The sequence below is a fragment of the Christiangramia sabulilitoris genome (assembly GCF_007050985.1).
Classification (GTDB): Bacteria; Bacteroidota; Bacteroidia; order Flavobacteriales; family Flavobacteriaceae; genus Christiangramia; species Christiangramia sabulilitoris.
The window spans coordinates 654,587-669,317 of sequence record NZ_VHSF01000002.1; the positions used below are offsets into that span (position 1 = coordinate 654,587).

At 40.1% G+C, this 14,731-nt stretch carries 15 protein-coding genes; 4 read left to right on the top strand and 11 right to left on the bottom strand.

Going from position 1 to position 14,731, the window contains the following annotated elements:
- Positions 1-6: 6 nt before the first annotated feature.
- The 7 genes from murD to mraZ are packed head-to-tail and all read right to left on the bottom strand — an operon-like array spanning position 7 to position 7,722.
- A complete protein-coding gene (murD, locus tag FGM01_RS09525) occupies positions 7-1,344 on the bottom strand; it encodes a UDP-N-acetylmuramoyl-L-alanine--D-glutamate ligase (protein WP_143410941.1) in 1,338 nt (445 codons plus the stop codon).
- A gap of 10 nt (positions 1,345-1,354) precedes the next feature.
- Positions 1,355-2,587 (bottom strand): phospho-N-acetylmuramoyl-pentapeptide-transferase, encoded by a 1,233-nt coding sequence (gene mraY / locus FGM01_RS09530; protein ID WP_143410942.1) that lies wholly within the window; start codon positions 2,585-2,587, stop codon positions 1,355-1,357.
- On the bottom strand, positions 2,587-4,053 hold the full coding sequence (locus FGM01_RS09535) for a UDP-N-acetylmuramoyl-L-alanyl-D-glutamate--2,6-diaminopimelate ligase (protein ID WP_143410943.1): 1,467 nt from the start codon (positions 4,051-4,053) through the stop codon (positions 2,587-2,589). Before FGM01_RS09535 ends, mraY begins: the two co-directional genes overlap by 1 nt.
- Entirely contained in the window at positions 4,053-6,044 is a 1,992-nt protein-coding gene (locus tag FGM01_RS09540; protein ID WP_143410944.1) for a penicillin-binding protein, read from the bottom strand. The genes FGM01_RS09535 and FGM01_RS09540 overlap by 1 nt, the downstream gene beginning before the upstream one ends.
- Positions 6,045-6,050: 6 nt before the next feature.
- The gene (locus tag FGM01_RS09545) at positions 6,051-6,368 is read right to left on the bottom strand and encodes an FtsL-like putative cell division protein (RefSeq protein WP_143410945.1); all 318 of its coding nucleotides are present in this window, start codon (positions 6,366-6,368) and stop codon (positions 6,051-6,053) included.
- 6 nt (positions 6,369-6,374) lie between these two features.
- On the bottom strand, positions 6,375-7,271 hold the full coding sequence (gene rsmH / locus FGM01_RS09550) for a 16S rRNA (cytosine(1402)-N(4))-methyltransferase RsmH (RefSeq protein WP_143410946.1): 897 nt from the start codon (positions 7,269-7,271) through the stop codon (positions 6,375-6,377).
- Positions 7,258-7,722 (bottom strand): division/cell wall cluster transcriptional repressor MraZ, encoded by a 465-nt coding sequence (mraZ, locus tag FGM01_RS09555; RefSeq protein ID WP_143410947.1) that lies wholly within the window; start codon positions 7,720-7,722, stop codon positions 7,258-7,260. The genes rsmH and mraZ overlap by 14 nt, the downstream gene beginning before the upstream one ends.
- 290 nt (positions 7,723-8,012) lie before the next feature.
- Between mraZ and FGM01_RS09560 the strand changes: the two genes are divergently transcribed.
- A complete protein-coding gene (locus FGM01_RS09560) occupies positions 8,013-8,777 on the top strand; it encodes an alpha/beta fold hydrolase (RefSeq protein ID WP_143410948.1) in 765 nt (254 codons plus the stop codon).
- 10 nt (positions 8,778-8,787) lie between these two features.
- Entirely contained in the window at positions 8,788-9,393 is a 606-nt protein-coding gene (yihA, locus tag FGM01_RS09565; RefSeq protein ID WP_143410949.1) for a ribosome biogenesis GTP-binding protein YihA/YsxC, read from the top strand.
- Here yihA and FGM01_RS09570 read toward each other — a convergent pair.
- From FGM01_RS09570 to gldB, 3 genes are read right to left on the bottom strand one after another with little or no spacing between them, the layout of a single operon-like run.
- On the bottom strand, positions 9,390-9,758 hold the full coding sequence (locus FGM01_RS09570) for a GTPase (RefSeq protein ID WP_143410950.1): 369 nt from the start codon (positions 9,756-9,758) through the stop codon (positions 9,390-9,392). The genes yihA and FGM01_RS09570 overlap by 4 nt on opposite strands.
- The gene (gldC, locus tag FGM01_RS09575; protein ID WP_143410951.1) at positions 9,758-10,096 is read right to left on the bottom strand and encodes a gliding motility protein GldC; all 339 of its coding nucleotides are present in this window, start codon (positions 10,094-10,096) and stop codon (positions 9,758-9,760) included. Before gldC ends, FGM01_RS09570 begins: the two co-directional genes overlap by 1 nt.
- On the bottom strand, positions 10,096-11,055 hold the full coding sequence (gene gldB / locus FGM01_RS09580; RefSeq protein ID WP_143410952.1) for a gliding motility lipoprotein GldB: 960 nt from the start codon (positions 11,053-11,055) through the stop codon (positions 10,096-10,098). The genes gldC and gldB overlap by 1 nt, the downstream gene beginning before the upstream one ends.
- Before the next feature lie 106 nt (positions 11,056-11,161).
- Here gldB and nadE point away from each other — a divergent pair, with 106 nt between their 5' ends.
- Positions 11,162-11,953, top strand: coding sequence for an NAD(+) synthase (gene nadE, locus FGM01_RS09585; protein ID WP_143410953.1), 792 nt, complete (start codon positions 11,162-11,164; stop codon positions 11,951-11,953).
- Between the two features lie 113 nt (positions 11,954-12,066).
- Entirely contained in the window at positions 12,067-12,705 is a 639-nt protein-coding gene (locus FGM01_RS09590) for a response regulator (protein WP_143410954.1), read from the top strand.
- Here the strand turns inward: FGM01_RS09590 and dnaG are convergent.
- Positions 12,698-14,653, bottom strand: coding sequence for a DNA primase (dnaG, locus tag FGM01_RS09595; protein ID WP_143410955.1), 1,956 nt, complete (start codon positions 14,651-14,653; stop codon positions 12,698-12,700). The two genes, FGM01_RS09590 and dnaG, sit on opposite strands and share 8 nt — an antisense overlap.
- Positions 14,654-14,731: the final 78 nt, after the last annotated feature.

The window sequence follows — 14,731 nt, forward strand, 5'->3', positions numbered from 1 at the left end:
ATATTTTTATAAATTCCTAACAGCTTCTTTGAATTGTCTTCCTCTATCCTCATAATTCTCGAACAGATCGAAACTGGCACAAGCCGGAGATAACAACACATTATCACCTTTTTCAGCAAGCCTGTATGCCATTTGTACCGCTTCGCTCATCGAAGTGGTCTCCACGATATTCTCCACGATATTTCCAAAAGAAGCTTTAATCTTATTATTGTCTACACCCAGGCAAACGATCGCTTTAACTTTTTCATTTACCAGTGGTAACAGGTCATCATAAACATTTCCCTTATCAACACCACCCAGGATCCAAACCGTTTCAGATTCCATGCTTTCCAGGGCGTAATACGTTGCATTTACATTGGTAGCTTTAGAATCGTTGATATAAAGCACATTATTGATCTTCAGAACTTTTTCAAGACGATGTTCCACTCCTTGGAAATTCGACATACTTTCTCTTATCGTTTGCTTTCTGATTCGGAGCAGTTGTGAAACTGTGGCCGCAGCCATAGCATTCTTAGCATTATGTTTGCCTTGTAGGGCAAGTTCTGATGTTGGCATAGTAAACTTTGTATTATTAATTGTTACAACAATATTTTCATCTTTTATATAAGCGCCATTTTCAATAGTTATCTCTAATGAAAAAGGCAATTTTTTTGATCGAACCGGGTTCTTTTCTAACCAGCCTGTAATAATCTTATCATCAGCATCGTAAATGAAAAAATCATTTTCTGTCTGATTTTCTACAATTCTGAATTTCGAAGCGATATAGTTCTCCAGGTTGTAATCATACCTATCCAGATGATCTGGAGTGATATTGGTCAAAACCGCAATATGAGGTCTGAATTTTACAATACCGTCTAGCTGAAAACTGCTTATTTCCAGAACATGCCAGTCATGCGTTTCTTCAGCGACCAGTTTGGCATAACTATTCCCGATATTACCTCCCATCCCGGAATTGACCCCACCCTGTTGCAATAAATGCTGAACAAGACTAGTCACCGTGGTTTTACCATTGCTACCGGTAATCCCGATCACCGGAACTTCAGAAAACCAGGACGCGAATTCGATCTCAGAAATTACCGGAATACCCTCTTTTTTTAACTGCACGATCATAGGAGCAGTATCTGGTATTCCCGGGCTTTTCATCACCACATCTGCATCAAAGATTCTGGCTTCGGTATGCTGTTGGTCTTCCCAATCGATCTCAATATTTCTAAGAACTTCTTTGTATTTCTCCTTGATCTTTCCCTTGTCTGAAAGGAAGATCTCATACCCGTTTTTCTTCGCCAGAATTGCTGTCCCAATTCCACTTTCTCCACCGCCAAGTATCGCTATCTTCTTACTCACAATTTCCTGCTTATCGAACCTTTAAAGTAACAATGGTTAGGATGGCCAGAAAAATCCCGACGATCCAGAACCTCACTACGATCTTGCTTTCATGTTTACCCTTCTTCTGATAGTGGTGATGCAATGGTGACATCAGGAAGATCCTCCTGCCTTCACCATATTTTCGCTTGGTAAACTTGAACCAGCCCACCTGCATTACTACTGAAAGGTTTTCTATTAAAAAGATTCCGCATAGAAGTGGGATCAATAATTCTTTTCTCGTGGCAATCGCAAGTACTGCGATGATCCCACCAATGGTAAGACTTCCCGTATCACCCATAAATACCTGCGCGGGATAAGTATTATACCACAGGAAACCAACCAAAGATCCCGCGAAGGCAGTGATAAAAATGGTCATCTCTCCAGAACGTGGTATATACATGATATTCAGATAATCTGAGAAAATGATGTTACCAGATACCCAGGCGAATATACCAAGGGTCAATACTATTATCGCCGAGGAACCTGCGGCAAGACCATCTATACCATCGGTTAGATTGGCTCCGTTTGAAACTGCCGTTACGATAAAGATCACGATGGGAATAAAAATAAGCCATGCATAATCCACTAAAGACGGGTCTATCCAGCTGATGAGGCTCGAATAGTCAAACTCATTATTTTTGACGAAAGGGATCGTAGTACTAGTGTCTTTTACTTCTGGCCCCATGTCCACTACTTCTGCACGTGCGATCACATTTTCAGTCGGGCTGGTTTCGGTTACTACTTCCTTGGTGGTGATCTGGGGATGGAAATACATAGTACAACCTACGATCAAACCAAGTCCAACCTGACCAATCACTTTAAATATTCCCTTTAAACCTTCTTTATCTTTCTTAAAAGTTTTGATGTAATCATCCAGAAATCCTATGACCCCCATCCACAAGGTAGTTACGATAAGAAGGATTACATATATATTTTCGAGTTTAGCAAAAAGCAATACCGGGATAAGCGTGGAAATTATAATGATCAAACCTCCCATAGTTGGAGTCCCCGCTTTTTCAGACTGACCTTTCAAGCCTAAGTCACGCACACTTTCACCAATCTGCTTCGCTCTCAGGTAATTGATAATTCGTTTTCCATAAATAGTAGAAATTCCAAGCGACAGGATGATCGCCATGGCAGACCTGAATGAAAGAAATTCAAACAACTGCGCACCGGGCAACTGATACTGTTCTTCTAAGAATTTAAATAGGTAATACAGCATTATTTATCCAGTTGTTTCAAAAATCCTTTTACGATCTCGAGATCATCAAAATCGAATTTCTCTCCATTAATTTCCTGATAGGTCTCATGCCCTTTTCCGGCAATGAGTATAATATCGTTTTGCGTGGCCATCTGGCAGGCAGTTTTTATAGCCTGTTTTCTATTGGTCACACTTGTAGTTTTCTTAAAGTTCTGAGGCTCTACCCCGGCTTCCACATCTTCAATGATCTTTTCCGGGTCTTCTGTCCTGGGATTATCGCTGGTAAATATGACCTTACTACTTAGAGCTGAAGCGATATGCCCCATTTTTGGTCTTTTGGTTCTATCCCGGTCTCCACCACAACCCACTACCGTGATAAGATTTTCATTTTTAGTACGGATACTGTTTATAGTTTCGAGCACATTTTTCAAAGCATCGGGCGTATGGGCGTAATCCACGATTGCAGTGATCTTTTCTTTTTCAGAAATCACATATTGAAACCTTCCGGTCACAGAATTCAGTTCACTTATAATACGAAGGATCTCTAATCTTTTCAATCCTAGAAGATCTGCCGTGGCATAAATAGCCAGCACATTATAAGCATTGAAATTCCCGATCAATCTGGACCATAATTCCTGTTCATCTATTTTCAGAAGTAATCCCGTAAAATTATTTTCCAGGATCTGGGCCTTATAATCTGCGAACGATTTTAGAGCATAGGTATATTTCTTCGCCCTGGTATTTTGAAGCATCACTGCTCCATTCTTGTCATCTGCATTGGTGAGGGCAAATGCTGAAGAAGGAAGCTCATCGAAAAAACGTTTTTTAACATCACGGTATTCCGCGAAATCTTTATGATAGTCTAAATGATCATGAGAAAGATTAGTAAAGATACCACCTGCAAATTTCAGAGCTGTTGTCCTATGCTGATCTATCCCGTGAGAACTAACTTCCATAAAACAGAATTCCACCCCGGCATCGTTCATATCACGCAGGTAAGAATTAATGGTAATAGAATCTGGTGTGGTCCTTATAGCTGAATGTTCTTCTTTTCCAACCATAACTTTTACGGTTGAAAGTAAACCGCATTTATAGCCGGCTTTGGTAAAAAGATCGTATAACAAGGTTGCAATGGTCGTTTTACCATTAGTTCCTGTAACTCCAACAAGCTTCAGTTTTGAAGAAGGTTCATCGAAGTAATTCGCCGAGATATATGCCAGGGCTTTTTTTGTATCCTCTACCTCTATATAGGTAACCCCATTGATCTTATTTTCCGGCATTTCCTCACATACAATCGCCAGTGCACCCTGGTTTTCAGCATTCCTGATAAAGTTATGACCATCTGACTGGGTTCCGCGAATCGCAATAAAAACATCATTAAGCTTAACCTTCCTGGAATCAAAATGTATGTCATTAACAGTGACACCGGTATCTCCGGTCACTGCCTTCATATTCACCCTGTAAAGTATGTCCTTTAAAACCTGCATTAACTCAACTCCAATTTTACGGTTTGCTTATTCTTCAATTTCTGGCCAGCAGATACAGATTGTCTTTTTACTACACCCCTGCCATTAAGCCTTACTTCAAGACCAAGGTTTTCCAGGATAGAGATTGCATCCATGGCCGGCATACCGGTAACATCTGGCATTAATAATTTCTCGTCCTGTATCCTGGTATAATATTCTTCAAAATCTGTTCTTACCTTTTCATCATCCACCTCCAGTGATTCCAGTTCATCCATTACCGGGGTATCTGTATATATCTTTCTGGCGATATCTTTAAATACCGGGGCCGCCACAATATTTCCATAATACCCCTTTCTTCGGTTTGGTTTATGTATCACCACTATACAGGAATATTTTGGATTTTCCGCTGGGAAATAACCCGCAAAAGATGCAATATATCTTCCCGGTTCTATCCAGTATTCGGTTTGACAGGTACCTGTTTTACCGGCCATCGAAAAATTCTCTGTGTAAATATTTGCAGCCGTCCCTCTTTCCACTGTTCTCTTCATCATCTCCCTAACCTTTTTTGCTGTTTCTATCGAGCAAACAGCAGGGTTCATCACCTGCTTTTCCATGGTGATGACTGGCTTATCGCGATCTTTAACCTCCTTAATAAACCTGGGTTTGATCATTTCGCCGTCATTGGCAATGGCATTATAAAAGGTTAAAGTTTGCAGCGGGGTCATGGCTACTCCATAGCCAAAGGCCATCCACGGCAAACTCAAACCATTCCAGTCTTTGTCTTGAGGGTGAGGAATTCGGGGGGATCCCTCACCTTTGATTTCAAGACCAATCTTCTGGTTAAGTCCCATTGAATATAGTCGATCAACAAATTTGGAAGGATTGTTCCTATATCCTTCAGTGATCATTTTTGTAAATGCTGTATTTGAAGAAAGCTCAAATGCTTTCGCCGCAGATATTTTTCCGTATCCACCATGACGAGAATCTCTTACAGGCCTGCCATAAAATCTAACCACTCCTTTTTCTGTATCAAAGATCTTACTGGTATCTACCACCTTATCTTCCAGGGCAGCGACCATAGCCATAAGCTTAAAGGTTGAACCCGGTTCATGAGCTTCATAGACCGCATAATTCCTTTTTTCGAAGTAGGTGCCTTCCTTGGTTCTACCCAGGTTAGACATCGCTTTAATCTCACCGGTTTCGGTTTCCATCACCACCACCGTTCCATGATCTGCTTCGAAATATTCCAGTTGCCTAAGCAGAGAGTGATGGGCAATATCCTGGATGTTTACATCTATAGTGGAAACGACGTCATAGCCATCTTCCGGCTCCATTTCATTATTATCACTAATTGGTTTCCATTGGCCTTTAGCGATCTTTTGCTTTAACCTCCTGCCATCTGTTCCCCTTAGATAATTACTAAAAGCACCTTCAAGGCCTACCCTAGTAAAATATCCATTTTCGTCGCGCCTTTCATATCCCACCGTGCGTTCACCCATTTTCCCTAAAGGATGTTCACGCACTGTACTTTGCTCGGTGATCATACCTCCCTTATAGGTTCCAAGGTTGAACATGGGAAATTCCCGCATCTTCATATAATCTGAATAACCAAGATTTTTAGCTATAAGAACATACCTTTGCCTGTTTGCCCGTGCGGCCCTCAATTTCTGCGAAAAATAAGCCGCAGGTCTACCCAGCATTTTTGAAAGTTCCTTTGACAGGGCTCCTATATTTTCTTCGAAATCTTTATCTGAAACAGTAACTGCATCGAACCTAACATCATATTTGGGAACCGAAGTAGCCAAAAGATTGCCATTAACATCATATAAATTACCGCGGTTTGCCGGAATCTTAAAATTTCTCAGGGTTCGCTCCTCAGCGAGTTCTTTATAATGTTCACCGTGAACGAACTGAATATTAAGCAACTTCACCCCTACTGCTATCGCAAATAGAAACAGACAGCCAGCCACAAAGTACATGCGATTCAGGATGCTTTTTTCGGTTGTAGCCATTAGAGGTTAGTCTTTTATTATCACTCTTATCTTGTTGGGTGGAGTCTCTGAAGGCCCTATCCCTTTTTCTACCATCTTTTCAGTAATGGTAGATTCCATCTTTACCCGCATTAATTTTGATCGCCTTTCTAAAAACTCACTTCTTAACTCCAATACTTCCTTGTTAAGCTTGGCGATTTGATGCACTTTTCTTTCAGCATTGTGAGAACTTGCGATCATCACGATTGCCAGTACCGTACAGAAAACAATAAACCTCCAGTTCTTTACAGCATCTTCGCTGATTAGGAAATTTGCTTTCAATATGTTATAAAAACCTCTTTTCATCGAATCTTATAACTTTCTTGCCACTCTAAGTTTAGCACTACGGGCACGGTTGTTTTGTTTTATCTCTTCTTTTGACGGTACTATTAATCCGCTAACTTTCTTGAATGGGACTGAAATATTCCCATACATATCTTTTTCCGGCTCGCCCTGGAACAAACCACTCCTTATATATCTCTTCACCAGCCGGTCCTCCAAAGAATGATAGGAGATTAGACTTAACCTGCCATCCTTTTTCAAAACATCTTCTGTCTGCAACAAAAACTCCTTAAGAACTTCTATCTCCTGGTTCACTTCGATCCTGATCGCCTGATATATCTGCGCAAGGATCTTATTTTCTTTCCCTTTAAAAAGCAAAGGTTTCAGCAGATCATTCAGCTGTTCGCTGGTTTCAATGGGATTATTTTTTCTTTCTGCAACGATCGTTCTCGCCAGTTTCGGGGCATTCTTCAGGTCTGCATATTCATAGAACATCTTTTTAAGCTGCTCCTCATCATATTCATTTACAACTTCGAATGCACTCAACTTATCTCCCTGGTTCATTCTCATATCCAGTTTTGCATCAAACCTGGTAGAGAAACCTCTTTCAGCTTCATTGAACTGATGAGAAGAAACACCAAAATCACCCAGAATACCATCCACCTGCTTCACACCATAAAATCTTAGAAATCGCTTCAGAAATCTGAAATTTTCATTGATAAGCGTAAACCGCGGGTCACCCAGTTTATTTTCAAGAGCGTCTTTGTCCTGATCAAAGGCATACAATTTACCCTCAGGACCAAGCCTTTTAAGGATCTCACGGGAATGCCCTCCACCACCGAAGGTCACATCCACATAGACCCCGTCTGGCTTTATATCCAAACCATCAACCGATTCTTTTAAAAGAACTGGGTTATGATAATCCATCCAAATCTGTATTTCCCATTACCTCTTCTGCCAACTCTGCAAAGTCGTCTGAAGAATCAAGGTTTTGTTCATACTTGTCTTTATCCCAGATTTCGACAATGTTAATTGCCGAAGAAAGAACGATCTCTTTGGAAATTCCGGCGAAACTTACCAGGTCTTTCGGAATCAAAAGCCGGCCATTCGTATCAACTTCAATGGTTTTAACTCCAGCCGTGAACTTTCTAATGAAATCATTGTTCTTTTTAACGAACCTGTTCAGCTTATTAACTTTCCCCATGAGCATATTCCACTCATTCATCGGGTACAACTCCAAACAGTTTTGAAAAACTGAACGCTTGATCACAAATCCATCCTGCATAATGGGAGCTAATTGCTTTTTTAATGCCGAAGGCACCATTAACCGGCCTTTAGCATCAACTTTACATTCGTATGTTCCAATTAGATTTATCACAATCAAGCTATATAGAGCCAAATATATTGAAAATATTACCACAATTTACCACTTTTTACCACAATGTTAATAAGTTTTACCACCGTATGTAATTGAAAACCTTTGAAATAGCGCTATTGACTTAAAATTCAGGAATTTGAAAAACGGGGTTGAAATGTGGATATTATCGCCTAAATAATCTGTTGTTTATAAATTTCCCACATGGTCAAAAAGCTGTTGCAGTTGCTCAAAAATGATTATACTTGTATCGAAATCGCTATATTTGCGATTGCTAACCGCAAAGGCTATCAATGAAAGATCACTTAAGGCAAGAGGGAAAATTCACATATCTTGAAAAGGGCGAAGGAACACCAATTGTTATTCTTCATGGACTTATGGGAGGCCTCAGTAATTTTGATGGTGTAATTAATTACTTTCCGGAAAAGGGATACAAAGTTCTAATCCCTGAACTGCCTCTATATTCAATGTCACTTCTTAAAACGAGTGTGGGCACATTTGCCAAATATCTCAAAGAATTTATTGACTTCAAGGGTTACGATAAAGTGATCCTACTGGGGAATTCCCTGGGCGGACATATCGCCTTACTGGCTACTAAAATGTTTCCTGAAATCGTAGAAGCTTTAGTGATCACCGGTAGTTCTGGACTCTACGAAAACGCCATGGGAGAAAGTTATCCCAGACGTGGTGATTATGATTTTATAAAGAAAAAAGCAGAAGCCGTTTTCTATGATCCCAAAATTGCCACCAAAGAAATTGTAGATGAAGTGTACACCACGGTGAGCGACAGGAACAAGCTGGTAAAGACACTTGCTATTGCTAAAAGTGCAATTCGCCACAATATGGCTAAGGATCTGCCAAAAATGACCACCCCAACCTGCGTCATCTGGGGCAAAAATGACACGGTTACTCCACCTGAAGTAGCAGAAGATTTTCAGCGCCTGTTGCCAGATGCAGACCTTTACTGGATCGATAAGTGCGGACATGCCGCCATGATGGAACATCCTGATGAATTCAACCAGATCTTGCACGATTGGATGAAAGAACGAAAGATCTAAAATAGCTCTTATGAAAATCAAGACCGCTGAATTTGTGGTAAGCAACTCCAAAGTTGAACTATGCCCTAATAGCACTTTGCCTGAATATGCCTTTATAGGTCGTAGTAATGTGGGGAAATCATCCCTCATCAACATGCTTACGGGCAGAAAGTCTCTGGCAAAAACCTCGGCAAAGCCAGGAAAAACGCAATTGATCAATCATTTCCTGATCAATGAAAACTGGCACCTGGTAGATCTGCCCGGGTATGGTTATGCTCAGGTTTCGAAATCTACCAAAAGAGTTTTCCAAAAATTTATCACGGCTTACTTTGAAAAAAGAGAGCAAATGATCTGTGCATTCGTTTTAATAGATTCGCGGCATAAACCTCAGCCGATAGATATGGAATTCATGCGCTGGCTGGGTGAACATAATGTACCATTCTGTATCATTTTCACCAAAGCAGATAAATTGAAAGCAAAGAATCTCGAGGAGAATATAAACAACTATAAAGCCGAAATGCTGGAAACCTGGGAAGAAATGCCGCAGTATTTCATTACCTCAGCCTCTACAAAACTGGGGCAGGATGATGTTCTTGATTATATTGAAGAAGTGAACGAGCAGCTGCGTAAATCCTAGTAAAGTTGCAGCCTTTTTCTTATCGTCTCCATTAAAACTTCCAGATCCCCTATCTCTGAAAATTCATTTTTCGAAATAAATACTTCCAGGCCTTTATCGGTTTGAGCGAGGACGACCGGAAATTCAAATTTATGCCCGAATTTGGAGGCATAAGTTTTCAGGAATTCGTTTTTGTGAAGAAAATCGGTTTTAACATCCAGGCTTTGCCTGAATTTTTTCCATTCCTTCTTTTCATCCACCAGGCCATAAGTAAGCTCGCAGAGCTTACAGGAATAAGATGATGGATTCACTACCTTTTGCAATGAATCCATCAAGGCATTGAGTTTGCCGGAATCGGCATTATATACAAAGATCAGTTTTTTCACTAGCTCTTTTTGATCACGGTCTTCTCAGCAAAATAATCACAGAAATCTTTCATGGTATCCCGCATTTTATCATCCTGGGTGGCCCTGAAATAGGTATCACTCATAGATACCAAAGTCTGGTGAAAGAATTTCTTCATTTCATCTACCGGCATTTCCTTGGTCCAGAGATCTATCCTCAGGGTCTCCTGATCTTTACTATCCCACACAGAAAGCATCAGCGCCTTGGCATCTTCCTTATAAACGTTTCCATCTTCTGCACTCCAGGTAATATTTTCCGGAACGTGATTTTCATCGGTTACTACCTCTATATTTATTTCAGACTTTTTGAATTGAGACATTATTTCTTCGGTTTATAGTTCGCTTTATTAAAAATTTCTTCAGCCGGGGTATTAAGCATTCTTTTTATAGAAACATCATTTTTTTCCATGTAAGACCTTATTATATTCCAGCCAATATATTGACCCAGCATAGGCGGGGATTCAGCATCAAGTTCCAGATAGAATTTTGAAAAAGGCGCGGGATACAGGAACCTGGAATACAACTCAGAATCTGTATCAAAAATAAGCTCATTTTCTACAAAATATCGCCAGATCTGGGCTTCGTTGGCTTTAGCCCATTCGAGCTCCTCTTCTGTATAGCCAATTTTTTCAGCATCTTCTTTGAACGGAATAAATTTATCTTTCAAATAAAGTAACTTTCCGTAATACAGCATGTGCGCTAAAAATGTTCTGGCTTCAGCTTTAGGCACAAAATTTCCGGCAATTTCTCCAGCAGCATCAGAAACGATTTGTTCTTTTCTGAAGTTCTTTTTCAAAAATTCCTGAATTCCCAGATAGAAGTTATGTTCCGTGCCCAGGTAAGTATCCAGGGCAACAAAAAGATAATCCCCCGTATAGATCGTTTTATTCTTGTAATCCACTTCTGAAGTTACCGTAATGACATCTGGCACCTGGAAATCTGGAAAATAATATTTTACATGCTGGAAAAGGCTGTGCAGTTCATCATTTTCCACAGAAAATTCAGAAAAAACCTTTTCTACCTCTACCTCTATTTCCTGCTGTATACTATCATTCAATTTCTGAACCCAGACACTATCCGGGTAGTGTTCAGGAAAAAGGAAAGGATATTTCGTCTTCAAAGCCGGAAGGGTTTCCTCTGACGCTGCTGCAAACTCACGGTCAAATCTTATCAGCTTAAAATCGGCATCAATCTTATCGATCTCTGCTTCAATTTCAGATTGATTATTACAGGAAAAAAGGCTTAGTAATAGTAGTAAAAATCCTAAGTTCTTCAGCATAGCTTTCTATTATGAAGGCTTTAACGCCTATGCCTTTTAAAAATTGGCTTTAAGTATTAGATTTGTGGGGCAAAGGTATTACTTACAAACTAAATGACCCAATATTATGCAGATCGAAAAAGTAGCTGACCACATCATAAACTGGCTAAAAGATTACGCAACAAAAGCCAATATGACCGGTTTTGTGGTGGGAGTTAGCGGAGGAATAGATTCTGCAGTAACCTCAACGCTGTGTGCGAAAACCGGCATGCCTACATTATGCCTGGAAATGCCTATACACCAGGATAAAAATCAGATCTCAAGAGCAAGAAAGCATATTGATGAATTGCAGCATAATTTCGCCAATGTAAGTAGCCTGGAAGTGAATCTAACACCTGTTTTTGAAGAGTTTAGAAAGGCAATGCCCCAACACAGGAAAACTTCGACCTTAGATCTATCCCTGGCCAACTCAAGAGCGAGATTAAGAATGAGTACGTTGTACTATTTTGCAGGCCTGCATAAATATCTGGTTGCCGGAACCGGGAATAAAGTGGAAGATTTTGGCGTAGGATTTTATACCAAATATGGTGATGGAGGCGTAGACCTTAGCCCCATTGCAGACCTTTTAAAAAGCGAAGTTTACGAACTTGGAAAATACCTGAATATCATTGAAGAAATCATGATCGCCGCTCCTACAGATGGCTTATTTGGAGATAGCAGAAGCGATGAAGATCAATTGGGAGCTTCTTATGACGAACTGGAATGGGCGATGAAAAGTATCGACGAAGGAAAAACCGCCGCTGATTTTACGGGAAGAAAGCTTGAAGTATTCAATATTTACGGACGTCTTAATAAAGCTAACCAGCATAAAATGCATCCTATCCCGGTGTGCGAGATACCCGTTCATCTAAAGAAATAGACATCTTGTCGAATATATTTATCACTTTGACTTTTTGATATAGCAAAGCCTTATTTTAGGTTAAAGAAAGCAAAATCAACGAGTTACCCCCGGACTTGTTTTAATTAGAAATCATGTATCGAGTATTAATCGCAGACCACCACCCCATAATATTAGAAGGTGTGAAATGTGTACTTCAAAACAATCCGGCGCTTCATGTTTATGGTAGAGTTGGTAGTGGTGCACAACTATTTAATCAATTAGAGAAAGACACACCAGATGTACTTATCGTTGAATTAGATCTTCCGCAAATAAACGGCATCAATGCCATTAGAAGGATCAAACAGGAATATCCCGAGGTTAAAACTTTAATTTTTAGTTCCCACCCTGAAGAAATGTATGCGCTGAGTGCTATCAAAGCAGGAGCAGCCGGTTATATTTCCAAACATACAGATAATGAAACGTTAGAGAAAGCGATCTACCAGGTGGCACGTGGAGGAATCTACCTGAACCGTAAGATCACTGAGAAACTGAATTCAGGGATTTCCAGAGGTAAAAGCCTGATCACTAAGTTTAAGAAACTATCTACCCGTGAGACGGAAGTTCTGAATTTATTGTCTTCAGGAAAACGCAATAAAGATATTGCTGAAGCTTTAGATATAAACGAAAAAACCGTTAGCACCTATAAAACCAGGTTACTTAAGAAATTAAAAGTAGATAATGTCGCTGATCTTATTACCCAATCGAGGCTTCTGCAGTTAAATACTACATAACTCTACCAAGCCTGTCAGACAGGATCGTACTTAAACTGGTATAACTCATAATTTCCTGGATCATTTCAGTTCTGTTTTCTTCAGAGCCGCCATCTTTCATTTCCTGTACCAGTTCGTTAATCTTTCTTTCCACCAGGTACCGTCGAAGAGACAGTATGGTTTGAGTAACATATTGAGAAATACCCTGTTCTTTCTTTTTAACCGGAATATCATGCCTCTCCCAGTCATGTAGCTCATATTGCTCCTCTTCCATCAGGATATCGGTAAGTTTTATTGCCTGAGATTTTTCAAGATCATTAATGATCATTTCCACACCAAATTCGTCTTCACTATTCAGTTTTTCTATAAGCAACTGGAACAATTCTTTAAAATCCTCATTGGTGAATTCTATTTCATCTTCCTGAAGGTCAAGGAATATTTTCTCAAATACCTTCGCCTGCTGAACTTCAGATTCATAAACCATTTCTCCATGTTCATTCTGTTTTAGAAGAACATCATGAAATTCGGCTTCTTCCCTTCCATAGAGAATTAAAAGACTAATGATCTTTCGTTCCAGCTCATACAACTGGTCGATTTTGGTCTTAGGAGTTTCCTTCTCCCTGACCACTTCCATTTTCTTCTTCTGATACTGGCTACCAGTTTTTGGATCTTTATTTTCTATTTGGGCCAGGGTAGCATAAAGAACATCCTCGTTAATGTCCATGATCCTGGAACATTCCTGGAGATAAACTTCACGCTGAATATTATCGGGGATCTTGGAAATACTAATTACCATATCCCGGATCAATCCAGCTTTTTTGACCGGGTCATTCTTAGCCTCATCCATTAATAAGGAGGCCTTATAGGTAATAAAATCGTAAGAATTTTCTTTTAGAAATTCCTGTAGGTCTTCGTCTGAATTTGCCCGGGCATAACTATCCGGATCTTCGCCTTCAGGAAACGGACAAACCTTTACATTCATTCCCTGTTCGAGAATAAGATCTATCCCCCTTAAAGAAGCCCTGGTTCCGGCAGCATCCCCGTCAAAAAGAACGGTTATATTTTTAGTCAGCCTGTTGATCAGTCTTATTTGCTCTGGAGTAAGCGCGGTACCTGAAGAAGATACCGTATTCTCTATCCCGCTTTGATGGAACTGGATCACATCGGTATATCCTTCCACGAGATAACAGTTATCTTCTTTTGCAATGGCCTGCTTGGCATAATAAATACCATACAGCACCTTGCTTTTGTGGTAAATATCGCTCTCGGGTGAATTGAGATATTTAGCGGCTTTCTTGGTATTGGAAAGTATTCTGCCTCCAAAACCCAGCACACGACCAGACATGGAGTGAATAGGGAACATTACCCGGCCTTTGAACCTGTCGAACCTTTTATTCTCTTTTACAATGGTTAAGCCCGTCTTTTCCAGATACTCCAGTTTGTACCCGGCATCAAGGGCCGCTTTTGTAAAAACCTCCCAATCATCCGGCGAATATCCCAGATCGAATTTCTTAATGGTTTCCGGCGAAAAACCTCTTTCCTTAAAATAGCTGAGACCTATAGCCTGCCCCTCATCTGTCTCATGCATACGCTTCTGAAAGAATTTATTGGCATATTCTGAGACCAGGTACATACTTTCCCGCTCATTAGCCTGTTCTTTCTGCTCATCGCTCTGCTGAGTTTCTTCGATCTCTATATTGTACTTTTTCGCGAGGTATTTTATAGCTTCGGGATAGGTAAAATGCTCATGTTCCATCAAGAAGGCAACAACATTACCTCCCTTCCCGCTACTAAAATCTTTCCAGATCTGCTTCACAGGAGAAACCATAAAACTGGGAGAGCGTTCATCTGTAAAGGGACTCAAACCTTTCATATTGCTCCCCGATTTTTTCAGCTGTACAAAATCACCGATAACCTCCTCTACCCGGGCGGTTTCAAAAACATTATCAATAGTGGTTTTCGAGATCAAATCTGAACTAGTTTTTAAGAAGGCTTAAAAATAGAGTTTTCATCGCAGGAAATAAAAAAAAGTCTTCTTTCAAAGACT

What these genes read in the sequence shown, in the direction of transcription:
- mraY (WP_143410942.1), bottom strand. Translation starts at nt 2,587, where the DNA reads ATGCTGTATTACCTATTTAAATTCTTAGAAGAACAGTATCAGTTGCCC.
- FGM01_RS09535 (WP_143410943.1), bottom strand. Translation starts at nt 4,053, where the DNA reads ATGCAGGTTTTAAAGGACATACTTTACAGGGTGAATATGAAGGCAGTG.
- FGM01_RS09540 (WP_143410944.1), bottom strand. Translation starts at nt 6,044, where the DNA reads ATGGCTACAACCGAAAAAAGCATCCTGAATCGCATGTACTTTGTGGCT.
- FGM01_RS09545 (WP_143410945.1), bottom strand. Translation starts at nt 6,368, where the DNA reads ATGAAAAGAGGTTTTTATAACATATTGAAAGCAAATTTCCTAATCAGC.
- rsmH (WP_143410946.1), bottom strand. Translation starts at nt 7,271, where the DNA reads ATGGATTATCATAACCCAGTTCTTTTAAAAGAATCGGTTGATGGTTTG.
- FGM01_RS09560 (WP_143410948.1), top strand. Translation starts at nt 8,013, where the DNA reads ATGAAAGATCACTTAAGGCAAGAGGGAAAATTCACATATCTTGAAAAG.
- yihA (WP_143410949.1), top strand. Translation starts at nt 8,788, where the DNA reads ATGAAAATCAAGACCGCTGAATTTGTGGTAAGCAACTCCAAAGTTGAA.
- gldC (WP_143410951.1), bottom strand. Translation starts at nt 10,096, where the DNA reads ATGTCTCAATTCAAAAAGTCTGAAATAAATATAGAGGTAGTAACCGAT.
- gldB (WP_143410952.1), bottom strand. Translation starts at nt 11,055, where the DNA reads ATGCTGAAGAACTTAGGATTTTTACTACTATTACTAAGCCTTTTTTCC.
- nadE (WP_143410953.1), top strand. Translation starts at nt 11,162, where the DNA reads ATGCAGATCGAAAAAGTAGCTGACCACATCATAAACTGGCTAAAAGAT.
- FGM01_RS09590 (WP_143410954.1), top strand. Translation starts at nt 12,067, where the DNA reads ATGTATCGAGTATTAATCGCAGACCACCACCCCATAATATTAGAAGGT.